Annotated in this window: 27 protein-coding genes, 1 tRNA gene and 1 pseudogene; 11 read left to right on the top strand and 18 right to left on the bottom strand. The window is 36.6% G+C overall.

From position 1 onward, the window contains the following. Positions 1–271: 271 nt before the first annotated feature. From CDOMF_RS02080 to CDOMF_RS02045, 9 genes and pseudogenes are all read right to left on the bottom strand, one after another. Positions 272–1681, bottom strand: coding sequence for a hypothetical protein (locus CDOMF_RS02080; RefSeq protein WP_260952232.1), 1410 nt, complete (start codon positions 1679–1681; stop codon positions 272–274). A gap of 220 nt (positions 1682–1901) precedes the next feature. Next, a complete protein-coding gene (locus tag CDOMF_RS02075) occupies positions 1902–2168 on the bottom strand; it encodes a hypothetical protein (RefSeq protein ID WP_260952231.1) in 267 nt (88 codons plus the stop codon). Positions 2169–2646: 478 nt separating this feature from the next. After that, positions 2647–2721 (bottom strand) — tRNA-Asn (locus CDOMF_RS02070). A 147-nt stretch (positions 2722–2868) separates the two neighbouring features. Then, positions 2869–3774 (bottom strand): radical SAM protein, encoded by a 906-nt coding sequence (locus CDOMF_RS02065; RefSeq protein WP_260952230.1) that lies wholly within the window; start codon positions 3772–3774, stop codon positions 2869–2871. Next, positions 3774–4214: a methyl-accepting chemotaxis protein gene (locus CDOMF_RS10840; protein ID WP_442863527.1), complete on the bottom strand. Its 441-nt coding sequence runs from the start codon at positions 4212–4214 to the stop codon at positions 3774–3776. The genes CDOMF_RS02065 and CDOMF_RS10840 overlap by 1 nt, the downstream gene beginning before the upstream one ends. A 777-nt stretch (positions 4215–4991) precedes the next feature. After that, positions 4992–5597, bottom strand: a pseudogene (locus CDOMF_RS10835) (cache domain-containing protein); the annotation flags it as partial. A 209-nt stretch (positions 5598–5806) separates the two neighbouring features. Further along, on the bottom strand, positions 5807–6829 hold the full coding sequence (gene hemE / locus CDOMF_RS02055; RefSeq protein WP_260952228.1) for a uroporphyrinogen decarboxylase: 1023 nt from the start codon (positions 6827–6829) through the stop codon (positions 5807–5809). Positions 6830–7046: 217 nt separating this feature from the next. Then, positions 7047–7472, bottom strand: coding sequence for an Rrf2 family transcriptional regulator (locus tag CDOMF_RS02050; RefSeq protein WP_260952227.1), 426 nt, complete (start codon positions 7470–7472; stop codon positions 7047–7049). Between the two features lie 69 nt (positions 7473–7541). Further along, on the bottom strand, positions 7542–8177 hold the full coding sequence (locus CDOMF_RS02045) for an NAD(P)-dependent oxidoreductase (protein WP_260952226.1): 636 nt from the start codon (positions 8175–8177) through the stop codon (positions 7542–7544). Between the two features lie 159 nt (positions 8178–8336). Here CDOMF_RS02045 and CDOMF_RS02040 point away from each other — a divergent pair, with 159 nt between their 5' ends. The 11 genes from CDOMF_RS02040 (at position 8337) to CDOMF_RS01990 (ending at position 19529) form a co-directional block, all read left to right on the top strand. Further along, a complete protein-coding gene (locus CDOMF_RS02040) occupies positions 8337–9191 on the top strand; it encodes an ABC transporter six-transmembrane domain-containing protein (protein WP_260952225.1) in 855 nt (284 codons plus the stop codon). A gap of 61 nt (positions 9192–9252) precedes the next feature. Further along, on the top strand, positions 9253–11043 hold the full coding sequence (lepA, locus tag CDOMF_RS02035) for a translation elongation factor 4 (protein ID WP_260952224.1): 1791 nt from the start codon (positions 9253–9255) through the stop codon (positions 11041–11043). Positions 11044–11116: 73 nt separating this feature from the next. After that, positions 11117–11833 (top strand): hypothetical protein, encoded by a 717-nt coding sequence (locus tag CDOMF_RS02030; protein ID WP_260952223.1) that lies wholly within the window; start codon positions 11117–11119, stop codon positions 11831–11833. A 9-nt stretch (positions 11834–11842) separates the two neighbouring features. Next, positions 11843–12394, top strand: coding sequence for a YajG family lipoprotein (locus CDOMF_RS02025; RefSeq protein ID WP_260952222.1), 552 nt, complete (start codon positions 11843–11845; stop codon positions 12392–12394). After that, positions 12395–12967 (top strand): ComF family protein, encoded by a 573-nt coding sequence (locus CDOMF_RS02020; RefSeq protein ID WP_260952221.1) that lies wholly within the window; start codon positions 12395–12397, stop codon positions 12965–12967. A 60-nt stretch (positions 12968–13027) separates the two neighbouring features. Next, entirely contained in the window at positions 13028–15637 is a 2610-nt protein-coding gene (gyrA, locus tag CDOMF_RS02015) for a DNA topoisomerase (ATP-hydrolyzing) subunit A (protein ID WP_260952220.1), read from the top strand. A 40-nt stretch (positions 15638–15677) separates the two neighbouring features. Beyond that, a complete protein-coding gene (locus CDOMF_RS02010; RefSeq protein ID WP_442863515.1) occupies positions 15678–16172 on the top strand; it encodes an LPP20 family lipoprotein in 495 nt (164 codons plus the stop codon). Further along, positions 16148–16558: a hypothetical protein gene (locus CDOMF_RS02005; protein WP_260952219.1), complete on the top strand. Its 411-nt coding sequence runs from the start codon at positions 16148–16150 to the stop codon at positions 16556–16558. The genes CDOMF_RS02010 and CDOMF_RS02005 overlap by 25 nt, the downstream gene beginning before the upstream one ends. Before the next feature lie 3 nt (positions 16559–16561). Then, positions 16562–17866, top strand: coding sequence for a sigma-54-dependent transcriptional regulator (locus tag CDOMF_RS02000; RefSeq protein ID WP_260952218.1), 1305 nt, complete (start codon positions 16562–16564; stop codon positions 17864–17866). Continuing rightward, on the top strand, positions 17863–18888 hold the full coding sequence (locus CDOMF_RS01995; protein WP_260952217.1) for an aspartate-semialdehyde dehydrogenase: 1026 nt from the start codon (positions 17863–17865) through the stop codon (positions 18886–18888). The genes CDOMF_RS02000 and CDOMF_RS01995 overlap by 4 nt, the downstream gene beginning before the upstream one ends. 134 nt (positions 18889–19022) lie before the next feature. Continuing rightward, positions 19023–19529, top strand: coding sequence for a YqhA family protein (locus tag CDOMF_RS01990; protein ID WP_260952216.1), 507 nt, complete (start codon positions 19023–19025; stop codon positions 19527–19529). Positions 19530–19545: 16 nt separating this feature from the next. Here the strand turns inward: CDOMF_RS01990 and CDOMF_RS01985 are convergent, their stop codons facing one another. The 9 genes from CDOMF_RS01985 to CDOMF_RS01945 all read right to left on the bottom strand — a co-directional run bounded on the left by CDOMF_RS01985 (position 19546) and on the right by CDOMF_RS01945 (position 26160). Then, on the bottom strand, positions 19546–20172 hold the full coding sequence (locus CDOMF_RS01985) for an energy-coupling factor ABC transporter ATP-binding protein (protein ID WP_260952215.1): 627 nt from the start codon (positions 20170–20172) through the stop codon (positions 19546–19548). Positions 20173–20174: 2 nt separating this feature from the next. Then, a complete protein-coding gene (locus tag CDOMF_RS01980; protein ID WP_260952214.1) occupies positions 20175–20828 on the bottom strand; it encodes an energy-coupling factor transporter transmembrane protein EcfT in 654 nt (217 codons plus the stop codon). Beyond that, positions 20825–21406 carry a cobalt transporter CbiM gene (cbiM, locus tag CDOMF_RS01975; protein WP_260952213.1) on the bottom strand — a complete coding sequence of 194 codons (582 nt, stop codon included), beginning with the start codon at positions 21404–21406 and terminating at the stop codon, positions 20825–20827. The genes CDOMF_RS01980 and cbiM overlap by 4 nt, the downstream gene beginning before the upstream one ends. A 3-nt stretch (positions 21407–21409) precedes the next feature. Then, complete coding sequence (locus CDOMF_RS01970; RefSeq protein ID WP_260952212.1) at positions 21410–21832, bottom strand: hypothetical protein; 423 nt, start codon at positions 21830–21832, stop codon at positions 21410–21412. After that, on the bottom strand, positions 21832–22548 hold the full coding sequence (locus CDOMF_RS01965; protein ID WP_260952211.1) for a DUF4198 domain-containing protein: 717 nt from the start codon (positions 22546–22548) through the stop codon (positions 21832–21834). The genes CDOMF_RS01970 and CDOMF_RS01965 overlap by 1 nt, the downstream gene beginning before the upstream one ends. A gap of 164 nt (positions 22549–22712) precedes the next feature. Then, entirely contained in the window at positions 22713–23642 is a 930-nt protein-coding gene (locus CDOMF_RS01960; RefSeq protein WP_260952210.1) for a ribose-phosphate pyrophosphokinase, read from the bottom strand. Next, positions 23629–23763, bottom strand: coding sequence for a hypothetical protein (locus tag CDOMF_RS01955; protein WP_260952209.1), 135 nt, complete (start codon positions 23761–23763; stop codon positions 23629–23631). Before CDOMF_RS01955 ends, CDOMF_RS01960 begins: the two co-directional genes overlap by 14 nt. Positions 23764–24502: 739 nt before the next feature. After that, positions 24503–25516, bottom strand: coding sequence for a tRNA 2-thiouridine(34) synthase MnmA (gene mnmA, locus CDOMF_RS01950; protein WP_260952208.1), 1014 nt, complete (start codon positions 25514–25516; stop codon positions 24503–24505). A gap of 53 nt (positions 25517–25569) precedes the next feature. Beyond that, positions 25570–26160, bottom strand: a complete 591-nt coding sequence (locus CDOMF_RS01945) for a TIGR00730 family Rossman fold protein (protein ID WP_260952207.1) — start codon at positions 26158–26160, stop codon at positions 25570–25572. Positions 26161–26200: the final 40 nt, after the last annotated feature.

Below are 26200 nucleotides of genomic sequence, written 5' to 3'. Positions count from 1 at the left end.
CTAAAAATATTAATATTAGACATAATATTATACAAAATAAGAAATATATAATGAGTTAAGTTATTTTTTCACACTCTAATTTTATACTCGAAAAATAATATTTTTAGACATATACTATATCTTATCTAACCATATTTAGTAATTATCTTTTATATTAATCTATTTAATATCAAAAATTTCTTTATTATAAAATATCAAACACACTTTTCTTATTTGCTTAAATTTTTCTATATTTTTCTACTAATAGCTCTATTTATTTTGTTATTGAATCTTATAAACTCATTTCATATTTCATATTTGTCATCTTTGTCTGTACTTCACTCGCCACTTCTGGCAATTCATTCTGTAAAAAGTCTTTTATAACAGGTATCTTTTTTATGATGCTTGAAAAGAAATTGATTACTTTAGTTTTAAAATGCCTGAGAGCACTTATTTCTTCGCTTTGAGAGACAATAATTTTATTCAAGCTTTCTTTTTCATCTTTTAATTTGTTGTTTTGTTGAGAAAGTTCTAAATTCCTATCCTTGTAGACTACAAGCTCACACTCTAAGATATCTGCTTGTATTGCTTTTTCCTCGAGTGGCTTTATTTTCTCTTGAAAGTTTTTTATTTCTTGTTCCTTTTGCTCTGATTCTTGCTTGAAACACATTGCTTCTGCTCTAGCCATTGCAGTTTCGCCCTTAATTTCCTTATTTTCTTTTGTTAAAACGTCTATTTGTTTGAATTTTTCCCTAATCTCATCTGCACTACCAAATTCCTCCTCATTTGTTTTTATTATGCTCTCTAAATTTTCTATTTTTTGATTTTGCTCATTAATTAAATTATCTTGATTAAGTAAATTTGCATTTTCTTGAACGAGTTGATTGTTTGTAGTTTTTAGCTTGTCACTATTTTCTAACAAATCTTTATTTTCTTGAAGTATTTCACTATTTTTTAAAAGTTGGGTAGTTAATTCATTTATCTGCTCTTTTAACTCGATTTCTGAAACAATATAGATTTTGTCTTGAAAAATTTGCAATACTTGTTTTCTTAAAGAGCCGATTAACTTGCTATATTCGCTCGGATCGAGTTCGTAATACTCATCCCCAAAAAGATGTTTATCCTTTGTAATAAATTTCGATATGGTTTGATTAATAAAAGTCGATATTTGCTTGTGTAATTCTTGTTCGCTTTTGAACTCCAATTCAGCCTGATGCATCTGTTTAAGGTTTTTATGAACACTCTTGCTGCCCTTAACTCCTCTTACGGCTATCTGACTAAAAGCATCAGCAGCCATGTCTTGAAGCGATGAGCCAAACTGTTGCATCTCTTTTCTGCTGCGTCTTATGCAAGCATGTCTTGAATAATCGTAATTTTCGAATAAGATTTGATAATGCTTGACTTTCTCATCATTATGTTCGGCTATAGAAATACACTCAACTCCATATTTTAGACAGTACGCATTAACAAATCTTTGAGCTTGACTTCTTAGATCAAGACTATTTATCAAATTAACCTCTTGATCGTTTAATCCTTCCTTGGAATTCTTTGGCCTAGTTGTTCCGAAAGTGATTAAAATTTCAGTAAAAGGAGTCATTTTTTTCTGCCATGACTTTTTCTTAACTTTACCATTCTTGTCTGTTGTTGTTTGGATCTTATAATCTTTTTTAAAGGAATTTATCTTGTTATTGATCATATCCATTATCTCGCTACTTTGAAAACTATGACTGGAAGCATCAAACAAGGAGCCATATGGATTTTGAATAAAATATTTATTAGACCCTGACTTTCTGCGCAAATATTTAATACGTTTAGTCTGTTCTAGTTCCCGTAGATTCTATAGCTTTATCCGGAGTTAAATTCTCTGAGAGGGCAGATACTACAATCTCATAGCCATTTATTTTTATAGGACTCATCTAGGGCTACTGTCCGCTGATCTTAATTCTTTTTTGAAATATATAAGCAGCTATATCTGTTATAGAAAAGGCTATACGAGAATTTTTTGCATCACCCATCTTGATATACCTTGGAATGTCTCTGTTTTGAGAGATTCTAAGATCAAGAGTTGATAGACCTATGCCCAATATTTTTGAGGTCTGCTCTCGATTTAACATCACTTTACCTGCAAATTGAGACTTTATACATTCTAGAAGCTGTTTATAGTCTTGATTATCGTAGAAATTATTCATTTTCAAGTCCTTTTTAATTTATTTTCTATATTAATTATACTGATCATGCATTTTTATTTTGAAAAAATAGACTTTTTGAGAAAATTTTTCATACTTTGTTGTAGTTTGGATTATATTAGTGTATTTTAGAGTGCAATATTTTTTTATTATCTATAGTAGCATTAATAAGCAAGAAGGATGCTGAAGTATTGGGAAGCCTTTTATAAAATACATTCTATTTTAAAAATTAAATTATTCTACAAGAATATTATCGAATATCAAAAAATACTATTGAATACTCAAATAATTGTATATCCAAAGAAATATATGCAGAAAAATTAAATATAGCATTCTGGAAAATATTAAAACACTATATAACAATTTAGAATCTTAAAAATTTTCGGGAACAAATAGGGAACAAATTTGACAAAACCAAGAAACCTTAAAGCTTAAGAAATATCGGTAGAATAGGGGTTTTAAAAGGGTTTTTATAAGGAAATGGCTCCGGATGCTGGATTCGAACCAGCGACCAATCGGTTAACAGCCGACTACTCTACCGCTGAGCTAATCCGGAACATTGATAAAAGAAGCCGTATTATAGAAAAAAATATGTCTTTTGTCAATAAAATTTAGCTTAAAATATATAAATTTCAAAAATTCTATTAAATATTCAGACAAATAGCTTATATTTAGAGTAAATAATAAAAAAATATGCTTCAAATCAAGGTATTTTATAAAATTTAACTCCACTTACATTTGTTTCATATATCTTGCCGTCTTTTATAAGCTCATTTAAATTGTGCTTTGAGATTTCAGAAAAACTATTTTTCACATCTATATCGCTTTGAGGACGACGACAAGAGAGTTCTAGTAATTCTTCTTTGGTAAAATCAAGCATTTTATCTCCATATTTAGCGCTGGCTATGACACAAGGTATATTTGTGATATAGCCAGCTATTTCTTCTAAAGTATCTCTATTAACGCCTTTTACAGGATAGGCTGGAGGACGGTCAATGGTGCTTATATCTACTCTTGATGGGGCAATTTTATTTATAGCTAAATTTAAAGCTTCAAATTCATCTTTAGTGTCGTTAAAGCCTTTTACTACAAGAATTTCAAGCACAAGCTCGCCCTTAAATTCGTTTCTAAACTCAGACATCTTTTCTATTAGATCAGACACTATAAGTTTTTTATCTCCGCGATCTATTTTACGAAATGTCTTTTGAATAGCGCTATCAAGGCTAAATTTAACTATATCAAGCGCCAAAATCGCATCATAAATTTTAGAATTTAGCACGCCCGTTCCATTTGACAAAATCAATAACTTTGCACTATCTTTTATTAAATTTAATCTACAAATAAGCTCCTTTAAATTTGGATATAAAGTTGGCTCGCCATTTGCAGTGAGCGTAATCACATCGATATCTTTGTGGATTTTTAGTGCAGCTGAAACTTCCTTAATAATTTCTTCTATGCTAATAGGATCTGAAATTTTATCAACAGTTTTTGAGGCGGTTAATTCGCAATAGACACAATCAAAATTGCAAGATTTTTTGTCAGGAGACAGGTCAACTCCAAGCGATCTACCAAACCGCCTGGAGCTAACTGGTCCAAAAACAATGGACATTAAAATTTCTTCTTTCTTACATCCTCTGCTATAACTTTAGCCATATTGTCAACTTCAGAAGTAACTTCGTTTGTACTATTGGCCACTTGGACATTTTGTCTGGTGAGATCATCTATCTGATTTACGGCTTGATTTATCATGTGCACAGCCTCGCTCTCTTCTCTAATACTCTCACTCATCTCATTTATGCTTTGAGCTAGGACATTTGCATTAGCCTCTATCTCACTTAGTGATTTTTGAGTTCTTTCCGCTAGTTTTCTAACTTCATCTGCAACTACCGCAAAGCCTCTTCCGTGTTCTCCTGCACGTGCTGCTTCTATTGCTGCGTTAAGTGCTAGTAAATTTGTTTGATCTGCTATATCTCTTATTATTACTATTATGTTTTTTATCTCTTCTGATTGTCTTGTTACATCTTCTGCTTTTTGACTTATAGCATTCATTGAGCTTGACATCTGTTCTACTGCTGCAGCACTTTCTTGAAGAGAATTTGCTTGGATGTTGGTTCCGTCGGTGAGTTGTTTCATTAGTCCTTTTAGTGCTTCGGCCTTTTCTTCTAAAATTTTAGCTTGTTCTAGACTTTGTCTTAGCATTCCTGAAACTTCCTGACCAAGAAGATCAATTCCTGAGGCTACCAAGCCTTTATCATTAGTTCTTGCGCTAAAATCCTGAGATTTAAATCTATTTAATGTATCAAATATTATATTGCTATTTGTAGCTACTCCTGTTTGAAGACTTAAAGACAACTTCGCAAATGCTTCTTTGAGATTCATTAGGGCAGGATTTTGCACATCCGCATCAAGAGTGGCCGTAAATTTACCTGACTCTATATTATCGACAAAGACATTTGCTTTTCTTATAAACTCATCTTCAGATATCTTGGCTGATTGTATTTTGCTGATATTTTCATTTATTAAAGATGCCATTACTCCAAACTCATCTTTAGTTCTTACATCCAGTTTAGCAGGCTCTTTTATCTCATAATTTAAAAATTTAAAAAATGAAACAAGTCCTGTTGAAATGAAATTTAAAGGCTTTAAAAAGTAACCAATAATGACCATTAGAATAATAACTATAGCTATAGTGGATATCACAGAAATAAGAATCTGGTCAAAAAGAATTGAATTTAGTGCCAAATCATAATCGGATACTAAATTCGCCGAGCAAACAAGCCAGTTGATAGTATCATATGCACTACAAGACGCTACTTTATTGTCTCCATTCATCTCGTATGCAAAAGTTTTATCCTTGTATTTTTCGTAATATCCGATAAAATCCTGAGCAACTCTTAAAGCTGTCTCGTCTTTTTCTACAACCATTTTTCTATCAGGATGATATACCATGCTTTTTGTATTCATATCTATGATAAACACTATGCCGCTTGGACTGTCTTTTATCTTACTTAGAGATTTTCCAAGCTCATCTATAAGCATATCTATACCAAGGACAGCAGCTACTTTTCCTTCTATCATAACAGGTTTAATAACGCTCATCACCAAAAGACCTTTTGACTTGGTTACATAAGGAGCCGTAAATGCGAGTCCTCCTTTAGCAACAGCTGTTTTATACCAACCGCGAGTCCTCGCATCATACTGTTTATTTTGAGAGTTAAATACCGATATTTTAGGATCTCTTCTATCGTTAGCAAAAGATATGCTAATCATCTCGCCATCATTTGCAAATCCTATAAAAAACTCCTCCAAATTCATAAAGCTTGTGATATTTGCAAGGTCTTTTTGAAGAGCCTCTCTGTCGCCCAAAAAAAGCTCTTGATTTTTCTCAAGATAGCTCACAGCATCCTCTACCGCTTTTATCCTACTACTCATATACTCATCAACAAATATGCCACTCGCAAGAGTTGTTGACTCCTTTGAAATCTCCGTCACATCTAAAACTGAATTTTTAGTTTTGTTGTAATTTATAACCGCCATTATGGTAAATGCTATAGATAGTAAAACAAATATAAATAAAGCTATCTTTGATGAAATTTTTCTAAACACGTTTAACTCCATTTTTTAAATTTCTTATATTAATTTTATTTTCTACTTTTTTCTTGAACTTGCCTGATGAAATGTTTTGCATTTTCAACAGGTATATCAGGTAAAATTCCGTGCCCCAAGTTAAATATATGAGGCGCACCATTCATCACGCTTAAAATTTTATCAACTCCCTCATCAATCGCAGATTTTGAGTATAGTCTAGTCGGCTCCATGTTTCCTTGAAGCACAAATTTCGGGCTTAGTTTTGCCTTAGCAAGCTCGATTGGAGTGCTCCAATCCACGCCAAACACTTCAAAATTTCCATCTATCTTATCAAGATATCCGCTTATGCCTTTTGGAAATACAATCACCGGAATTTGCGGGAATTCAGCCTTAAGTGCATCAACTATATCCATGATATACTTCCAGCCAAACTCAAAATACGCACTCATCTCAAGCGCAGCCGCCCAGCTATCAAAAATTTGCACCGCATTTACGCCCGCTCTTATCTGCTCTTTCATATATCCTATGAGCGCGGTAGTAACTTTGGCTAAAATTTGATGCATAAACTCAGGATTTGAGTATAAAAGCTTCTTGCTAATCGCATAAGTCTTCGTGCCGCCACCTTCGATCATATATGTAGCTATCGTCCAAGGAGCGCCGCAAAAACCGATTAACGCCTTATCTTGCGCTAAATTTTCGCGAGTTAGTTTGATCGTGTCATATACGTAGTCTAAATTTTTGATAGATTTTTGGATATCAAGCCTGTCTAGATCCTCTTTTGTCTTGATCGGATCGCTAAATACCGGTCCTTCGCCTTGCACAAATTTAAGATCCATGCCCATTTCAAGCGGAACAACCAAGATATCGCTAAAAAGTATCGCTGCATCCACGCCTAAAATTTCAACAGGCTGGATAGTCACTTCGCTTGCTTTTTTGTAATCCTTACAAAGCGATAAAAAATCCCCGGCCGACTTGCGAACAGCCATGTATTCAGGTAGATAACGCCCGGCTTGACGCATCATCCACACAGGAGTATAAGGGGTCGGTTTCTTAAAACAAGCATCTACAAATATCATATTACTTCCTTTAAATTTTTGCCGATTTTATCAAATTTATTATTAAAGTATTTAAAATTCTAGAATAAGACAGGTAATATTTTTCTGTATATTTTAAGATTTCATTTACTAAATATTTTAAATATGCACTCCATATCGGCAATTTTAAAATTTATTTTAATTTCATCTTGACTAAAAGCATTAATTTGCCCAAATCAACTTTAAAAACAAACCCCGATTAAGAACCTAAGGTGTTTAGTTCGTCAAGTAAATTTTGTAAATTTATACCAGAGAGTTTATTTTGCATAGCGTTTTGCGCGGCTAAAAAATGTCCGCTTAGCAAATTTTGAATTTGCCCGCCCAAAGGACAGGCGGTAGGGGATTTTTGATGTATTTTAAAAAGCTCTTTTTGATCCGAATTTACCGCGTTATAAATATCTAGTAGCGTAATTTCACTTGGCTGTTTTAGCAAGGATAGTCCGCCTACACCGGGAGAAGTTTTTATCAATTTAGCTTTTTTCAAAAGAGCCGTGATATTTCTTATGATTACGGGATTTACCCCTATACCTTCAGCCAGAAATTCGCTAGTGTTTTTATCCTCTTTAAAAAACTCGACACTCAAAAGAATATGAACCGCGATTGAAAATTTTTGCCCTATTTGCATTTTTACCTAAAAATATTTTTTCGTTATTCTAGCTAAAAATAGCAAATTTTACGGGCAAAAACATAAATTTCAGCCGCTTACCGCGGTCAGGCACCTGTTTATATGATTTTGGTTTTTTATCTCGTCAATTATCGCCAAGGCAAGATCGGGATAGCTTATGTAGCTTTGGCTGTTTGAATTTAAAATAATCTCATCGCTTCCGATTTTATATTTGCCTGTTCTGGCTCCGTTTTCATCGTAATTTAGAGCAGGCGAAACGTAAGTCCAAAGAGTATCTTTTCTATCTTTTAGCTCATAAAACGATCCCGCGTCAGCCTTTGCTACGTCTAAGTATTCAGGCGGGAAATCAGGTGCGTCCATTAGTATTACTTTGCGGTCGCTATCTATATAAAGCGTTCCCGCTCCGCCCACGATAAATAGCCTAGTTTTACTACCGCTAAGAAGATCGGTAAGATGCTTGGTGTGCTTTGCATGAAGATGAAAAGTCTCTTTCGTCCATACCGCAAATGCGCTTATAACTACGTCAAATTCGCTTAAATCTTCTTTATTAAGCTCAAACACGTCTTTATAAACAACCTTAACCTTATCGTTTTTATACTCTTTGTTTCGCACGATAGCGGTTACTTCATAACCTTGAAGCAAGGCTTCTTTTACCAACTCTTTGCCGCTCTTTCCGTTTGCGCCTATGATAGCTACTTTTTTCATTTTATATCCTTTAAAATTTTGTTGTAATGTTTTTAATTACAACTTATGAGCGAAGTCTATCTAATTTTTATTGTAATGTCAATAGTTACAACTAGTTTTAAATTTGACATAAAATTTAAAAGCTTATAAAATTTAGATTAATTCAAGCAAAGGAATTTCATGCAAAATAGCGCTTTTAAAACGCTAAAACTTATTGCCAAGCAAAATTTCAAAAAGCTATTTTTAGCATTTAGCTTGGTGCTTGCCGAAAACGGACTGTTTCTTGTATATCCACTGCTAGCAGGTATCGCTATAAACGCCATCATAGAGGGCAAAGTCCTACTTGCGCTTACCTATTCGCTTATGGTGCTTATAGGCTGGTGTATAGGTGCCGCAAGACGCAAGGTAGATACGCAGGTCTTTACTAAAATTTATGCAGATCTTGCCGTAAAAGTCATAATGGGCGAGAAAAAAGAGTCAAAAAACGACTCCGTAATAATAGCAAGAGCAAATTTGTCGCGGGAATTTGTAGATTTCTTTGAGCAGCATTTTCCTATGCTTTTTACTTCGGCGGTTTCTATTTTCGGCTCTGTGATGATGCTATTTTTTATCGAATTTTACGTGGGTCTAGCGACATTTATAGTAATTATTATATTTGCTCTTTTGTTGCCAAGATACATAAGCAAAAACGACAAACTCTACTTAAGACTGAACAACCAGATAGAAAAAGAGGTTGGTAGGATAAAAGAAGCCAGAGAAAACAAGCTAAAAAGGCACTATAAGCTACTTTCACACTTAAGAGTAAGGATATCAAACCGCGAAGCGATGAGCTTTTTAATCATCGGCATAAGTGCCGCCATACTTTTTAGTCTAGCGATCATAACTCTTGCAAACGATAAAGCAACAGCAGGACATATCTACTCGGTAATAACATACCTATGGACCTTTGCCATAAGCCTTGATGATGCACCAAACCTCATCGAGCAGTTTTCAAAACTAAAAGATATAGGCAGACGTATAAATGCTCAAATTTAGCGAAAAATAAAAGATTTTTTGGCAAAATAAGACAAATTTTAAAACACAAGAGCAAAATTTAATGAAGAACATAAGAAATTTCAGCATCATCGCCCACATCGACCACGGCAAAAGCACACTCGCAGACCGCTTGATCCAAGAGTGCGGAGCAGTAAGCGACCGCGAGATGAGTAGCCAGATAATGGACACGATGGATATCGAAAAAGAGCGCGGTATCACGATAAAAGCTCAAAGCGTAAGGCTTGAATACAATCTAAACGGCGAAAAATTTATCCTAAATCTAATCGACACTCCGGGTCACGTTGACTTTAGCTACGAAGTAAGCAGAAGCCTCGCAAGCTGCGAAGGAGCGCTGCTTGTGGTTGATGCAAGCCAAGGAGTCGAAGCTCAAACGATCGCAAACGTCTATATCGCACTTGAAAACAATCTCGAAATCATCCCTGTGATAAACAAAATCGACCTTCCGGCGGCCGATCCAGAGCGCGTAAAAAACGAGATAGAGCACGTTATCGGGCTTGATTGCTCAAACGCTATCGAAGTAAGTGCAAAGAGCGGCATAGGCATAAAAGAGCTGGTTGAAGCCATCATCACGCGTGTTCCGCCACCTCACGGAGAGCTAAAAAGTCCGCTTAAGACGCTGATTTACGATAGTTGGTTTGACAACTACCTCGGCGCGCTGGCTCTTGTGCGCGTATACGACGGCGAACTAGCTAAAAACGATGAAATTTTGGTTATGGGCACGGGCAAAAAGCATATCGTGCTTGATCTCATGTATCCAAATCCGATAGCACCGATTAAGACAAGTAAATTAAGCGCGGGCGAAGTAGGTATCGTGGTTCTTGGGCTTAAAAACGTAAGCGATGTGCAAGTTGGCGACACGATAACACTTGCTAAAAATCCACTCAAAGAGCCGGTTGGCGGCTTTGAGAGAGCAAAGCCATTTGTATTTGCAGGGCTTTATCCGATAGAAACGGATAAATTTGAAGATCTACGCGACGCGCTTGATAAACTCAAGCTAAACGATAGCTCGATAAGCCATGAGCCTGAGACTTCAGTAGCGCTTGGATTTGGCTTTCGGGTGGGATTTTTGGGACTACTTCACATGGAGGTTATCAAAGAGCGCTTAGAGCGTGAATTTGACCTTGATTTAATCGCAACTGCACCAACTGTAACATACGAAGTTATCCAAACGGACGGGCAAATTTTAGCCATCCAAAACCCAAGCCAGCTTCCGCCTGTAAATAAAATCGAAGTGATAAAAGAGCCTTACGTGCGCTCAACCATCATCACGCCGACTGAATTTTTAGGCAACATCATCACGCTTTTAAATAACCGCAGAGCGATCCAGACCAAAATGGACTACATCACTCCTGAGCGCGTACTGCTTGAATACGACATACCGATGAATGAGATCGTTATGGACTTTTACGACAAGCTCAAATCAAGCACAAAAGGCTACGCGAGCTTTGATTATGAGCCTAGCGAGTACCGCGAAGGAGATCTAGTAAAGCTTGATATCAAAGTTGCCGGTGAAACGGTCGATGCACTATCCATCATCGTGCCTGAAAGCAAGGCGCAAAGCAAGGGTCGCGACTTCGTAAAAGCGATGAAGGAGATCGTGCCAAGGCAGCTCTTTGAAGTGGCTATCCAAGCAAGTATCGGAAATAAAATCATAGCGCGCGAGACAGTTAAATCAATGGGCAAAAACGTCACCGCCAAGTGCTACGGCGGCGATATAACGCGTAAAAGAAAGCTGCTTGAAAAGCAAAAAGAGGGTAAAAAAAGGATGAAGGCTATAGGCAAGGTAAATTTACCGCAAGAGGCGTTTTTAAGCGTGCTTAAGATAGATTAAGGCTTAAATTCGGGCTAAATTCGCAGGCGGAATAAAATTTGCTTTGGTTAATATAAAATTTTAAGGATGTAGGATGAAATTTAAGACGATTTTTTTGATGATAGCGGCGGCTTTTATATTTTTGGGTTGCTCTTCCAAGACAAGCGACGGACCTGTTTTAGCCAGCAATGTCTCTAGCTCATCTTCAAGCGATGCTAAATTTCACTTCGAAGAGGTTATGAAGATCCCTGTTGATTGTAGCTCTTGCAAGGGCTCAGCAGACACGGTAACGATAAACGGCGCAAAATACAGAAGCGACGTTGCCATAAAATGCTGCCTTAAAAAAAATATGATAGACACGAAAGTCGCGCTTAAAAAGGTTTATTTACACAGGATAACAGATGAAAGAGAGGACGTTCAAAGCATAAAATACATAAGAGCCAACGGAAGTACGGTTATGTTTAACTCAAATCCAAGGCTTGAGCTTTTATTTTATATGTTTTTAAAGCAAGAGCTACTCTCGCGAGGCATCCTTGTGGTAGAGGATCAAACCTCGCCTTATACATATAGACTGGATTTTGCCTTTACCGAGCTTAAAGGCGTTTACAGCAGAAACCAAGAGCAGCTAAATTCTCAGCTTTTTGGCGTGCTTAAGATCAAAAATATAAACTTCAGCAGAATGCTAAACATCACTACAAAACAAGAGGTAAAAAAGCTTGCAGTAAGCAGGACAGGACAGTTTGACATCTACGTATCCTTGCTGGTAAAACAAGCAGCCAACAAGGTCGCGGAAGAAATTTCAAAGATGTAAGGTAAATTTATGAAAAAATACATCCTGTCGGTCTTGATCGCTTTTGCTTTTTTAGGCTGCTCCCAAAGAAGTGATGTGATAAATTTAAGCCCATATCAATCAAATTCAAGCAACCTAGGATTCAATAGACAGATTCATATAAATAGCGTAACAGATATGCGCCAAAACAAAAGTGTAATAGCTACAATTACCGATTCAAAGGGAAGTGTCAGCGAGTATGTCACACTTCAAAACGATATTAAAGCTTGGCTACAAGATGGCATCACAAACGAGCTAGTAAGGCTTGGTGGAAATGTGAGTAATTTTTCAAGCGATCTAATAGTAGATATAAAGATAGTTGAACTAAGGGCCAATTTAAGCGGATATGGCAGTGATAACCTAAAAGGCAATGCTAAACTCCTGCTTACAATTAAAAAAGGAGAGACTACTATTACAAAAAACGTAGCCCAAAGCCAGACAAAATTTGCACCTATTCATACAAGCGGAGTTTTTGATAAATTTTTGAATGAGCTTTTAAACGATATTGTAAAAAGAGCTGCTCTTCAAATTATAAAAAGCTAGATGCGTTGTGTTAATTGTGGAAATTTTAGCCTAAAAACAGTCTGCAAAACTTGCGCTAATCATCTTCAAAGCTCATCTTTAAGAACTAGAATTTTAGAGGATGAGTTTAAAATTTACAGTTTTTTTGATTATTCTGAAATTAAAAATTTGCTCGCCTCAAAACATAAATTTCATGGGAATTTTGTTTATAAAATTTTAGCAAATTTAAGCTTTAAACAGTTTGCTAAAGAGTTTAAATTCGGCTCTTTTATAAATGCGGTTGCGATAGATGATAGAGTTAAGTTTGACTATTCTCACACGGCAATTTTAGCAAGAGCTCTTAAAAATAAGGAGATAAAGCCACTTTATGCCAGCTTACATGCGACTTCAAATTTAACCTATGCAGGAAAAAACTTAGCCTATCGCCTCAAAAATCCAAGAAATTTTAAAATCAACAAAAAGCCCAAATTTCCAGTTATCCTAGTCGATGACATAATAACCACAGGCACAACAATTTTAGAAGCCAAAAACACACTTGAAAAAGCTGGAGTTCAAGTACTATTCGCACTAGTATTAGCCGATGCAAAGTATTAGTATTTAGCAACTTTTTATCAAATTTCAGCTAAAATCTATGAGTTAATTTTAAGGATACAAATGGAAAATATATTTGAAGCAAATCAAGATATCGAAGTTATAGACATCGAAGACTCTATAAAAGCAAGCTATCTAGACTACTCTATGAGCGTCATCATCGGACGCGCACTTCCTGACGCAAGAGACGGGCTAAAGCCTGTTCACAGAAGAATTTTATACGCCATGAACGACCTTGGCGTGGGCTCAAGAAGCCCGTATAAGAAATCAGCCCGTATAGTCGGTGACGTCATCGGTAAATACCACCCGCACGGCGATACTGCGGTATATGACGCGCTTGTGCGTATGGCTCAGCCGTTTTCTATGAGATACCCAAGCGTGGACGGTCAAGGAAACTTCGGTTCAGTCGATGGCGACGGCGCTGCTGCGATGCGTTATACCGAAGCTAGGATGACGATACTGGCTGAAGAGCTACTGCGAGATATAGATAAAGATACGGTTGATTTTATCCCAAACTACGACGATAGCACTGTTGAGCCGGACGTTTTGCCTGCCAGAGTGCCGAATTTGCTTTTAAACGGCTCAAGCGGTATCGCGGTCGGTATGGCTACAAATATCCCTCCGCACAGCCTTAACGAACTAATCGACGGGCTTTTGCTCGTTCTTGAAAATAAAAACGCGACTCTTGAAGAGGTTATGGAGCATATAAAGGGTCCGGACTTCCCCACAGGCGGCATAATATTTGGTAAAAAAGGTATCATAGAAGCCTACCGTACGGGTAGAGGCCGCGTAAAGATAAGAGCAAAAACTCACATCGAAAAAAAGCCAAACAAAGATGTGATCGTAATCGACGAGCTTCCGTACCAAACAAACAAAGCGCGCCTCATCGAGCAGATTGCAGATCTAGTTAAAGAAAAGCAGATAGAGGGTATCAGCGAGGTGCGCGATGAGTCCGATAGAGACGGCATTCGCGTAGTTATCGAGCTAAAACGCGACGCGATGAGCGATATCGTGCTAAACAACCTCTTTAAATCAACCACGATGGAGAGCACCTTTGGCGTGATAATGCTTGCGATCGACAACAAAGAGCCTAAAATTTTTGGACTCATTGATCTGCTTAAGCTGTTTTTAAATCACCGCAAAACGGTCATAATTAGACGAACTATTTTTGAGCTTCAAAAAGCACGCGCAAGAGCGCATATATTAGAAGGTCTTAAGATCGCGCTTGACAATATCGACGAAGTTATAGAACTTATAAAAAATAGCCCTGACACGACTTCAGCTCGTGATGGATTGATGGCTAAATTTGGACTTAGCGAGCTTCAGTCAAATGCGATTTTAGATATGAGATTAAGCAAGCTAACCGGTCTTGAGCGCGAAAAACTCGATAACGAGCTTAAAGAGCTGCTTGCCGAGATAGCAAGACTTGATGAAATTTTAAAGAGCGAAACGCTTCTTGAAAAGCTAATAAAAGAAGAGCTAATCGAGATAAAGAGCAAATTTAAGGTTCCTCGCGTGACCGAGATCGTCGATGACTACGATGATATCGACATCGAAGATCTTATCCCTAATGAAAACATGGTTGTAACTATCACTCACCGCGGATATATAAAACGCGTGCCAAGCAAGCAGTACGAGAAGCAAAAACGCGGCGGCAAAGGTAAAGTGGCTGTGACAACTTACGATGATGACTTTATCGAGAGCTTCTTTACTTCAAATACTCACGATACGTTGATGTTTGTGACTGACCGCGGACAGTTATACTGGCTAAAAGTTTATAAAATTCCTGAAGGAAGCCGCACAGCCAAGGGTAAAGCGGTGGTAAATCTAGTTCAGCTTCAGCCTGACGAAAAGATCATGGCTATCATACCGACGACTGATTTTGACGAGAGTAAATCGCTTGCTTTCTTTACGAAAAACGGCGTAGTAAAACGCACAAATTTAAGCGAGTTTAAAAATATCCGCTCTATCGGTGTTCGCGCTATTAGCCTAGATGAAAACGACGAGCTGGTAACAGCGCTAATCGTTGAAAGCGACGGAAATGAATTTATACCGCCTATAAGTGACGATGAAAGCGTAGAGGTGGTGCAAGAAGAGCAAATTCAAGATGAAAATTTAGACGAAAACGCTGATAACGTAGCGGCTGGAAAGATGCTATTTGTCGTTACTAAAAAAGGAATGTGCCTTAAATTTAACGTTAGCAAAGTTCGCCAGATGGGAAGAACCGCTCGCGGCGTAACCGGAATTAAGTTTAAAGAACCTGGCGATGAAGTCGTAGGCGCAGCAGTAATAGAACACAACGAGCAAGAGGTGCTTAGCATATCTCAAAAAGGTATCGGTAAGCGCACAACTGCCGAAGAGTACCGCTTAACAAATCGTGGCGGCAAGGGCGTAATCTGCATGAAGCTAAACAACCGCACAGGCGATCTGGTAGGTGTCGTGATGGTCGATGAAGAACAAGATCTGATGGCGCTAACTTCAAGCGGAAAGATGATAAGAGTCGATATGCAAAGCATCAGAAAGGCTGGACGCAACACAAGCGGTGTAATCGTCGTAAACGTAGACGGTGATGACGTGGTAAGCGTAGCAAAATGCCCTAAAGAAGAAAGCGATAACCAAGACTTTGAAGCAGGCGAAGAAAACGGCGAAGATAGCGGTAGTATTTTGGAATAAATTTTGCTTAATTAAATGAAATTTATAAAAAGGTTATAAAATGAAGAGTTTTTATGTTGCGATAGTTGGCGTAGCTATGCTGATCATGAGTGGTTGTTCCGGCAAGGATGTCACTGCAAATATGGCACAGCAAGATGTTGTTGTCCAAAAAGTCGATAAAGACGATATCAGAGATGTGATGAGACAAGAGAAGATGATATATGACACAGCTCCGGTGGAAGCTTCTTTTAGCGCTGTTGGAGAGGGCATAGCACCGCTTAACACAGTCTCTCAAGCTCAGTCTTTAGCGCTTGCAAAACGTGCCGCGATAGCTGACGCGCACAGACAGCTTGCAGAAAAACTTTACGGCGTTAAAATCAACTCAAAAGATACCGTAAGAGACGCGATGCTAAGGGACTCAACTATCACTACTCAAGTAAGCGGTCTTATCAAAAACGCCTCAATAGTCGAATACGACTTCAAAGACGGCTTGTATCGCGTTAGAATGGAACTTAAGCTAGATCAAAGCAAGTGGCAAGAAATTTTTGCTTATTAATCCTTATAATAACCAACATTTTTGGCTCGGAGGAGTTTATCCTTTGGGCCAAAATTTCTACTAAAAATCACATTGTAAATTACGAAAATTTCGCTATCTCAAAAGCCATGGTTTTAACCGGTCTTGAAGATGAGTTTTTGTGTGAGATAGACGAACAGAAAGATGCGAAGGATAGCGCTTTAGAGTATTTAAATTCGCACAAAGAAAAGCTGTTTGAGTGCTTTTTGTCGCAGAAATTTAAAGTTCAAGACTTCTACACTCATAGCCAAAATTCAAAAGGTATAAATCTACACACCAAAACTGACACTACGCTTTTGCCGATTCGATTTACTATTAAATTTAAGCCAAATTCTGCTATTATCGGCGTATTTAAGATAAAAGAGTAGATTATGAATATAGTCATTGTCGAAGATGACATAAATATGCGAAAATCCCTTGAAATAGCCCTTGGCGAATACGAAGAGCTAAAAATCAAAAGCTACAAAAGCGCTGTTGAAGCGCTTAAAAAAATGAGTGATGACACCGAGCTTATCATAACGGATATAAACATGCCTACGATGGACGGACTAGAGTTTATAAAGACGCTGGACGGAAAATTTGATGTGATCATAATGACGGGCAACGCCACTCTTAACAAAGCCATTGAGAGTGTTAGGCTTGGGGTAAAAGACTTTTTAACAAAGCCCTTTGATGTCCAAACTCTTTATCAAGCCATAAAAAGAGTTGAAATTTTAAATCAAAAAACACCTTCAAATTTTAAAAAACAAAACGGAAAAAAAGAAGAGACTAACGGCGACTTTTACGCTACTTCGCCAAAACTTGAGCGAGCTGTAAATATAGCCAAAAAGGCGGCGGCAACGGACGTAAGCATAATGCTTATGGGAGAAAGCGGGGTTGGCAAAGAGCTCTTTGCAAATTTCATACATAAAAACTCGCCTCGCACAAACAAGCCTTTTGTCGCGCTAAATATGGCGGCGATCCCTGAAAATCTCATTGAAAGCGAGCTTTTTGGTTTTGAAAAAGGAGCTTTTACCGACGCGTCCGCGCAAAAAAAAGGTCAGTTTGAGCTTGCGGACGGCGGAACTTTGTTTTTAGATGAGATCGGCGAGATGCCTATATCTCTTCAACCAAAGCTTCTGCGCGCGCTGCAAGAGCGCGAGATAACGAGGCTTGGCGCAACCAAAAGCACGAAGATAGACGTTAGGATCGTATGTGCGACTAACGCAAATTTAGAAAATTTGATAAAACAGGGCAAATTTAGAGAGGATCTCTTTTATCGGCTAAACACTATTCCTGTCATGATACCGCCGCTTAGAGAGCGAAAAGAGGAAATTTTACCAATCGCAAAAAAAGCGCTTGAAAGCTCGTGCTCTGAATTTGGCTTTAACGCTAAGAAATTTTCAAAAGAAGCCGAAGCTGAGCTTGAAAGCTACGAATTTCCTGGTAACATAAGAGAGCTTATCTCGGTAGTTCAAAGAGCTGCGATAATGAGCGAAGGCGAAGAAATTTCAGCCGCAGATCTATTTTTACAAGCTAGAAGGGTAAAAGACAAAGAGACGATCAAGCAAGAGCTCATCATAGATGTGATAAAAAGCGTGGACGGAAATATAAAAGAGGCTTGCGAAATTTTAAATTTAAGCGAAGAAAATTTGCGTGATAAACTTGATAAATACGGTATAAAGGAGTGGCTATGAGAAAATTTAACGTTGCTGTAGTGGGTGCTACAGGGGCTGTAGGAGAAGAGATATTTCGCGTGATGGAAGAGGTAAATTTCCCGGTGAACGAACTTTTACCGCTTGCAAGCTCAAGAAGTGCAGGAAGTGAAGTTGAGTTTAACGGTAAGATGTATAAGGTCGTTGAGCTTACAGAGAGTGTCTTTGACGAACACGAGATCGATATAGCGTTTTTTAGTGCTGGTGGCTCTATATCGGCTAAATTTGCGCCATTTGCAGCGCAAAGCGGAGCTGTGGTCATAGATAACACAAGCCACTTTAGAATGGAAGCAGATATCCCGCTAGTGGTGCCTGAGTGCAACCCGCAAGATATCGCTCAATGGACAAATCGTGGCATAATCGCCAACCCAAACTGCTCAACCATCCAAATGGTACAAGTTCTAAAGCCGCTTGATGACGCATTTGGCATAAACCGAGTAGACGTGGCTACATATCAAGCAGCAAGCGGTGCAGGCAAAGAGGGTATGGAAGAGCTTGTGCTGCAACTTCAAAAATTCTTTGAGTTTAAGCTTGATGAGTGCGAGCCGAAGGTTTTTGCACATCAGCTTGCATTTAACCTCATACCGCACATTGACGTGTTTTTGGATAACGACTACACAAAAGAAGAGATGAAAATGGTTAATGAAACCCAAAAGATCCTTCATAAAAAGATGGAGGTAAGCGCGACTTGCGTGAGAGTGCCTGTACTTAGAAGCCACTCGGAAGCCATCACTATACATTTTGATAGAGACATAGACGCAGCGCACGCAAGAGAGATACTAAAAAACGCGCCAAGCATCGTTATAGAAGATGAACCGAAAGAAAAAATTTATCCTATGCCGCTAACTGCAAGCAACACAAACGACACTTACGTCGGCAGAATTCGCAAGGATAACTACCGAAATAACGTGCTTCATCTTTGGTGTGTAGCCGATCAAATTCGCGTAGGAGCTGCCACAAACGCAGTAAGAATCGCGCAAAAATGGATTGAACTACAAGATTAGCTATAAATTTAGCCGTAAAATCATATATAAATTTTACGGCTACCGCTTAATATTATGATTTATTTTTCTAATTATTTTTGCAAATTCAGTCAAAATATTATAGAATGTCGGCTCTTAAATTTTAAGGAGATTTTATGCTAAAGAGTATATTTGGAAGGCTAATGTGGTCAAGCAGAATTTTTGCCATCTTGCCTGTAATATTTTGTCTGCTTGGGGCTATAGTGCTGTTTATTATCGCAAGTTACGATATTTTTGTTATCTTTGGAGATATTTACGCTTACTTTTTTAAAGGGCATCATCCTGAAAATTTTCACTCGGATGTCGTAGGGGTCATAGTGGGAGCGATAGATCTTTATTTGATGGCGTTAGTGCTTTTTATATTTAGCTTTGGAATTTACGAGCTTTTTATCGGTGAAATCGAACATATGAAAGACTCAAGACACTCTAGCGTGCTTGAAGTGCATTCGCTAGATCAGCTAAAAGATAAGCTGGCAAAAGTAATAGTAATGGTTTTAATCGTAAATTTTTTCCAAAGAGTCCTACATGCAAATTTTAATACACCTCTTGAAATGGCATACCTAGCAGTGTCTATTCTGGCTCTTTGTTTAGGACTTTATTTCCTACATAAAGGTGAACATTGATTTAAAGAGCCCTTAGCTAGCTCTTTAAATCATCTATAACCAATTCGTCTTTAAAAAATTCACAACTAATCGTATCTTTATCAAAAATATCTCTTTTATGATGTGTGATTATCACAAAAGCTCTGTTTTTTTCGTTTAAATTTTTTAAAACAAGCTCGCTTTTATAACTATCAAGCTCATTAAACGGCTCATCAAAAAGATATATATCGGCATCTCTTACTAAAGCTCCGGCTATTGCCACAAGCCTCTTTTCGCCGCCCGAGAGATTGTAGATAGAGCGATCCTTAAGGTGTGAAATTTCAAATTTTTCTAAAATTTCAGTAGCATTATTTTGAGCTATTTTAGCATCCACTCCTTCGGCCAAAAGCGAAAAAGCTACATCTTCAATTACGCTTGGAGCTATAAATTGATCGTTGCTATTTTGAAAAAGATATGAAATTTTTAAATTTTCTTTTATTATGACCTGTCCGCCTGTTGCACTATTAATAGATGCCAAAATAGATAAAAATGTGCTTTTACCAACTCCATTTGCACCATAAATTAAAATTTTAGAATTCTTTTTGATATCTAAATTTATATTTTCAAAAACAGTTTTTCCATCAAATCCAAAGGATAAATTTCTAACCTCTATTATATTTTCCATCTCTATCCTACAAATTTATAAATCCTAAAACCAGCTGCAATCAAGGTCAAAATCAAAAGCGAAATTTCACTTAAATTTGCTCTTTGCATATCCAAAAAACTTATATATCCTTTATATCCCCTAACTCTCATAGCAGAGTAGATTTCAAACGATCTATCAAATCCATTAACTATAATCTTTCCAATCAAATTAGCATAGGCCCTATAGGTAAAAATAGAAAAATTTACCTTTACACCACGCACTTGTAAAGTGTTTGGTATCTTAGAAATTTGATTTAAAAGCTCTTCAAATAATTTGCTGTTTATAATCATTACCGCTAGTAATTTTTGAGGAATTTTTATAGAATAAAGAGCTTTAATTAAAAAGTATTGATTCCTGCCCAAAAATAGGCTAAGCACTAAAAGAAGTATCAAATTTGTCCTTTTAAAAACTACTTTTGCGATAAAAAAATCACCGTTTAAAATATATGAAAAAACAACAAAAAACAAAAAAACATTAAGCGTTAAAAGCCAGGTTAAAACTTTAAATTTATTCTCTGCAAACAGCAAAAATGCAAGCAACGGGATTAAAAAGTCAAGAGGATAAAATTCGCTAGCCGAAAGCAAAAAAATATCATAAATCAAAACTATAAAAAGATAGCAAACCGGCTTACTCATAAGAAATTTGGTCTATATCTCATAATAAATTTAAGCGCAAAAAGAGATATTAGACCCTCTATTATCATAAGTGGCAAATTAAATAAAATTATCATATATACTGCATAGTCAAGATGCACACTATTTAAAATCAAAACTCCAATCAATAGTAAAACACTAAAAAATACGGGCAAAAATCCGCCAACAAAAGAGACAAAATTTAGATGAGTTGTTATCTTGGGTCTTAAAAAATACCACAGAAAAACCGCCGGTCCAGCTATAATAAGAGTATTTACGCCAAGCACTCCTATACCGCCAAATCCGTAAAGTAAAGCCTGAAAAAAAAGAGCTATAAATATAGCCAAAAATCCGTTCACACCACCTATAGCGCCTATAAGACCACTAAAAAGCAGATGAACACTAGTTGACCCTACCGGAATATGGACAAAAGAACCTATGAAAAATAAAGATGTAAGCATGGCGACTTTCGGTATCTCTTGAGAATTCATTTTGTATAGAGCATATGCACTGATTACGCCAGATACGACCCAGCCAGCTACTAAAATTTCGCTATTTAAAATTCCCTCAGATATATGCACCTATCACGCTTTTTTAGATTTAATTAGCACAATGATACCAAAAATTCCAAATATTATGCCTATAACGCTTAAAATCCCTAAATACTTCTGATAAACAGGCTCTTTATATCCGCTTAGGCTACCTTCATCTACATTTAAACTAAATTCTTTATCGTGGCTTCCATGATCGCTACTTGCACTGATTTTCACTCTGTATTCTCCACTTCTAGGCGGTAAAAATGCGAAATTGCCACCGCTATCAAGTTTAGATGTCAAAAGAGGTATAGCCGACTCACCCTCATATATAACTATACTTGCGTAAGCGGCCGGAATTTTTTCTGTAAAATTTGCGTTTATTATTACGGCTTTGTCCTCGTGAACGCTATAAAAGAGTCCATGAGAGAACAAGGCCGAGAGAAATAGTGAAAGAAGGAGTAGGATTCTCACTATTTAACCTCAAATGATATTGAGCTTTGGATAAGTAGCCTTTCGGCTTTCGGATCCGTAAATATAGGCTCTGCACTCTTTGCCGCGATAATATTTAGACCTTTTTCCTTAATAGGAATTAGCGCAATGCCAAATTTATTAGTGACTGTTTTAAGATCGTCTTTTGCAGTCTCAAAACCAGCACCCTCAAGAGGTTCGCCATCTTTTAAAACCAAAACGGGCAAAGACTCTCCAACTCTAACCTCTAAAGGATTTTTTAACGCTATAACTTCTAGTTTTAGTCCTATAGGATTTAAAAATTTCTCATTCCAAGAAAAATATGTTTTACCGATTTTTATACTCTTAATAGCGTCAAACACGATGCCTTTAGTCTTTACTTTATCTCCTACTATATAGCCATCGTCAGTCTGCACCCAGTAGTTTGCATCAAAAAACATAGTTACTATTGCAGGAGCTTTTTCTGTCAGTACTTCAGGAGCTTTTTTAGCATCATTAAAATTATAAGCTATGCCGGTTTTGATACGATTTAAATTCTCATCATAAGCCTTCGCCCCCAAAAGTTGCTCCGAAGAGTAGGATTCAAATTTATCATGAGCCCAAAATTTTACTTCAAATTTATTTTTACCTACGCTATTGGCAATAACCTGATGAGCCTGAGCGGACATCGTAAGTCCGATAATAAAAACGGCGGTGCTAAATAATATTTTCTTAAACATAGTATTCCTTTAGTAATAAATTTCTATATTTAGTATTATATAATTAGGATATTTAAATCTATATAAAAAAATATATAATTTATAAACAATAGATTGTATTTGAGTAATTTATATTTTTCCGGAAGCCAAGTCGGCAAATTTAGACAAATTCACCGACTTTAATTTTATAAAAATAGAGAATTTACGCTTTCATTGTGATATACGCGTCTTATAACCTCTCCAAATATAGGTGCTACGCTTAAGACTTTTATTTTTTCATGCTGCTCTTTTAGAGGTATGGTATCAGTTACCACAAGCTCATCTAATGCATCGCTTCTTAATCTATCATACGCAGGTCCACTTAAAACCGCATGAGTGCAACATGCCATCACACTTGTAGCGCCTTTTTCTTTAAACACTTCGGCAGCCTTTACTATAGTGCCTGCAGTATCTATCATATCATCTACTAAAATCACATCTTTTCCGGCAACATCGCCTATTACATTCATTACCTCGCTCTCATTTGCCTTTTCGCGGCGTTTATCTACGATTACTATATCAAGATCAAGTGTTTTAGCCACACTTCTAGCACGAGCCACTCCACCTATATCAGGGCTTGCAATGATTGGATTTTTTAAATTTTTATTTTTTATATACTCGTTAAATATTATTGAACCATAAAGATTATCCACCGGAATATCGAAAAATCCTTGAATTTGTCCGGCATGAAGATCGATTGTGACGACACGATCTATGCCTGCAGCCTGAATCATATTTGCCACAAGTTTTGCAGTAATTGGTACTCTAGGAGCCGCCTTTCTATCCTGTCTTGCATATCCAAAATATGGAATTACAGCCGTTATAGAGCTTGCCGAGCTTCTTCTTAAAGCGTCCGTTAATATTAAAAGTTCCATTAAATTTACATTAGCCGGAGCGCAGGTAGGCTGAATTACAAATATATCCTTGCCGCGCACACTTTCGCCTATTTGCACGCTTATTTCGCCATCGCTAAAACGCTTTATCGATGACTCGCTTAGCGGGAGAGAAAGGTATTGAGATATTTTTTTAGAAAATTCAACATTTGCCGTACCGGAAAAAATTTTATAACCTCTCATAAGATTTTGCCTTTGTGTTTTTTAAGATAGCCCATTTTACCAAAACGAACCTAAATTTAAATATCCTATTTAGTATAAATTTAAGGCTTAGCTTTATATTCATATCCTCTTTAAACCTCACAAACTCGCTTTTAGCATCTTTTAAGGCTCTTTTAGTGCAGTCTCATTCAATGCGGTTTTTGATGAGCTTTTGGATATTTTAGATCTTTTATCTCTCCATTTTTTGCAAGCGTAGATTGTATATGACCAACACCTTATTATCTTAGTTTGAGTGCTTTTTCGAGATAGCGCTTATGCTTTTTATAGCCAATTTTATCAAAGCGAGTTTTTGGCAATATCATTTCTATTTAACTTTGCTAAATTTTGCCGGATAGACCACCTATCTTTAAACTTATATTTAAATTTTGATCAGTAGATGAAACGGAAGTTGTCAGATTTAAATATACCATTAGAACTTGCTGCTCTATTTTTAATGCTCTTTTTGAACTATGCGGTTTTTAGGATCTAGCTTTTTAGCTCTTTGCAAAACTCTTTTATTGCGGGCTTTATCATAGACTCTGATTCTATTGCAAACTCAATTTCGCAAACAACAGATATTAAATTTCTTCAACTGCCGACTAAAGTTTTAATACTATATCTATCAAATTTAAATCAATTTTTATAGACTTTTCAAGTATGATATAAAAATTTTTAAGTAAATTTATTAAAGCGTATCCGCCTGAAATATAGATAGAAAGTGCAATAAAAATCGAGTAATAGCAAAGCGAGAAAAATTTTATCCATCTAAATTTACAATCTTTCATAATCTTAGATGAATTTTAAGGTTTGTTTGCTTAAAACATATAAATTTTATTTATTAATCAGACTATAAACCCACTCCCTATAACAAAATCACCTCTGTAAAATACGGCAAGTTGTCCGCTGGCAACTCCGTAAGCGCTCTGCTTTAAACTTATCTTTGCAATATCATCATCTATAACAACATGAGCCTGAAGCGGTATGCTTCGGTATCTTACTTTAACCTCACACTCAAATTCACTCTCATTCACAAACATATTTAATTCTTTGACTAACACTTCGCTCTTTTCAAGTTCGCTTTTAGTGCCCACCACTATCTGGTTTTTTGTGGCATCAATAGATAAAACAAAATGTGGTTCGTGCGCACTAAACACTTCAAAACCTCGTCTTTTACCTATGGTATAGTGCATATATCCGCTATGTCTGCCTATAATTTTACCTGAGGCATCTACCACATCTCCCGGCAAATTTGTATCATAATGCCTATTTAAAATATCAATATATGTAGTATCCACAAAGCAGATTTCGCTACTCTCGGCCTGCTCGCCAAATTCTTTAAAGTCAGGTAAATTTTTAGCCATCTCTTTGATATCGCTCTTCATCTTGTCTCCAAGAGGAAATATCATATCGGCTAAAACTTCTTTTGGAACTTGTGCAATAAAGTAGCTCTGATCCTTATTCGGATCTCTTGCTGTCTTTATTAATCCGTTTTCAATTTGCACATAGTGTCCCGTAGCTAGCTTTTGACATCCTATACTTTTAGCAAATTTCAAAAGCTCACCAAATTTTATAAATTTATTACACAAAGCGCAAGGATTTGGAGTTTTACCCTCTTTGTAAGTATCTATAAAAGGCGAATATACATATTTATTAAATTTTTCTTCAAGATCTAAAATATGCATCTTAATACCTAAAAAATCACATACTTTCTCTACTTTTTCTATGTTTTTTTCGTGATATCCGGGTTTTTTGTGCAGTTTCATATAGCAACCCACGATCTCATGCCCCTGCTCTTTTAACATCTTAGCACTCATCGCAGAATCCACTCCGCCACTCATAGCTATTAAAATTTTCATATCTTCCTTTTTGAAATACTTTGGATAAATTTATCTCATTTCATAAAATATCATTAAATTTTTAAAATCCCTTCTGAAATTTTTTTAAGATCATCGGATATTTCGTAGATGTTTAGATCCTCTTTGCTGATAGATTTTTCATTTATTAAAGTAGTTTTAATAAAGTCATCCAATTTACTCCAAAATTCACTTCCTATGAGATAAATTTTAGATTTTTTTCTACCGATTTGAGCTAATACTAAAATTTCAAACAGTTCATCTAAAGTTCCAAATCCGCCTGGAAATACTAAAAATGCCTTTGAGCGCTCAATAAGGGCAAATTTGCGTGCGTTTAAATTAGAAAATACAAATTTGTCGGTAGCATACGGATTTGTAACCTGCTCGAAAGGAAGCACGATATTTAGCCCTATGGAAGGACTCTTGCCGCTATCATAGGCGGCTTTATTGGCGGCCTCCATTATACCGCCTCCCCCTCCACTTATTATGGCAAAACCCTCGCTAGCCAGAGCGAAAGCCAGTTCATAAGCCATTTTACAATATTTATTATCAGGCTCAAATCTAGCAGAGCCAAAAAAGGTAACACTAGGATTTTTATAAGCTAAAAAATCTCTAAATTTGCTTAAATCATTTAAAATTTCTTCCATCAACTCTCTTTAAATTTTCTTATTTTAAAAACGGCAAGTA

This window comes from Campylobacter sp. RM16187 (assembly GCF_025319965.1).
Taxonomy (GTDB): Bacteria; Campylobacterota; Campylobacteria; order Campylobacterales; family Campylobacteraceae; genus Campylobacter_A.
The sequence above is the reverse complement of the archived record's forward strand: the minus strand, read 5'-3'. Positions and strand labels throughout refer to the sequence as shown.

Coding starts and splice junctions, on each gene's coding strand:
- CDOMF_RS02080 (WP_260952232.1), bottom strand. CDS start 1,681: ATGGATATGATCAATAACAAGATAAATTCCTTTAAAAAAGATTATAAG.
- CDOMF_RS02075 (WP_260952231.1), bottom strand. CDS start 2,168: ATGAATAATTTCTACGATAATCAAGACTATAAACAGCTTCTAGAATGT.
- CDOMF_RS02065 (WP_260952230.1), bottom strand. CDS start 3,774: ATGTCCATTGTTTTTGGACCAGTTAGCTCCAGGCGGTTTGGTAGATCG.
- CDOMF_RS10840 (WP_442863527.1), bottom strand. CDS start 4,214: ATGAATGCTATAAGTCAAAAAGCAGAAGATGTAACAAGACAATCAGAA.
- hemE (WP_260952228.1), bottom strand. CDS start 6,829: ATGATATTTGTAGATGCTTGTTTTAAGAAACCGACCCCTTATACTCCT.
- CDOMF_RS02050 (WP_260952227.1), bottom strand. CDS start 7,472: ATGCAAATAGGGCAAAAATTTTCAATCGCGGTTCATATTCTTTTGAGT.
- CDOMF_RS02045 (WP_260952226.1), bottom strand. CDS start 8,177: ATGAAAAAAGTAGCTATCATAGGCGCAAACGGAAAGAGCGGCAAAGAG.
- CDOMF_RS02040 (WP_260952225.1), top strand. CDS start 8,337: ATGCAAAATAGCGCTTTTAAAACGCTAAAACTTATTGCCAAGCAAAAT.
- lepA (WP_260952224.1), top strand. CDS start 9,253: ATGAAGAACATAAGAAATTTCAGCATCATCGCCCACATCGACCACGGC.
- CDOMF_RS02030 (WP_260952223.1), top strand. CDS start 11,117: ATGAAATTTAAGACGATTTTTTTGATGATAGCGGCGGCTTTTATATTT.
- CDOMF_RS02025 (WP_260952222.1), top strand. CDS start 11,843: ATGAAAAAATACATCCTGTCGGTCTTGATCGCTTTTGCTTTTTTAGGC.
- CDOMF_RS02020 (WP_260952221.1), top strand. CDS start 12,395: ATGCGTTGTGTTAATTGTGGAAATTTTAGCCTAAAAACAGTCTGCAAA.
- gyrA (WP_260952220.1), top strand. CDS start 13,028: ATGGAAAATATATTTGAAGCAAATCAAGATATCGAAGTTATAGACATC.
- CDOMF_RS02010 (WP_442863515.1), top strand. CDS start 15,678: ATGAAGAGTTTTTATGTTGCGATAGTTGGCGTAGCTATGCTGATCATG.
- CDOMF_RS02000 (WP_260952218.1), top strand. CDS start 16,562: ATGAATATAGTCATTGTCGAAGATGACATAAATATGCGAAAATCCCTT.
- CDOMF_RS01995 (WP_260952217.1), top strand. CDS start 17,863: ATGAGAAAATTTAACGTTGCTGTAGTGGGTGCTACAGGGGCTGTAGGA.
- CDOMF_RS01990 (WP_260952216.1), top strand. CDS start 19,023: ATGCTAAAGAGTATATTTGGAAGGCTAATGTGGTCAAGCAGAATTTTT.
- CDOMF_RS01985 (WP_260952215.1), bottom strand. CDS start 20,172: ATGGAAAATATAATAGAGGTTAGAAATTTATCCTTTGGATTTGATGGA.
- CDOMF_RS01980 (WP_260952214.1), bottom strand. CDS start 20,828: ATGAGTAAGCCGGTTTGCTATCTTTTTATAGTTTTGATTTATGATATT.
- CDOMF_RS01965 (WP_260952211.1), bottom strand. CDS start 22,548: ATGTTTAAGAAAATATTATTTAGCACCGCCGTTTTTATTATCGGACTT.
- CDOMF_RS01960 (WP_260952210.1), bottom strand. CDS start 23,642: ATGAGAGGTTATAAAATTTTTTCCGGTACGGCAAATGTTGAATTTTCT.
- mnmA (WP_260952208.1), bottom strand. CDS start 25,516: ATGAAAATTTTAATAGCTATGAGTGGCGGAGTGGATTCTGCGATGAGT.
- CDOMF_RS01945 (WP_260952207.1), bottom strand. CDS start 26,160: ATGGAAGAAATTTTAAATGATTTAAGCAAATTTAGAGATTTTTTAGCT.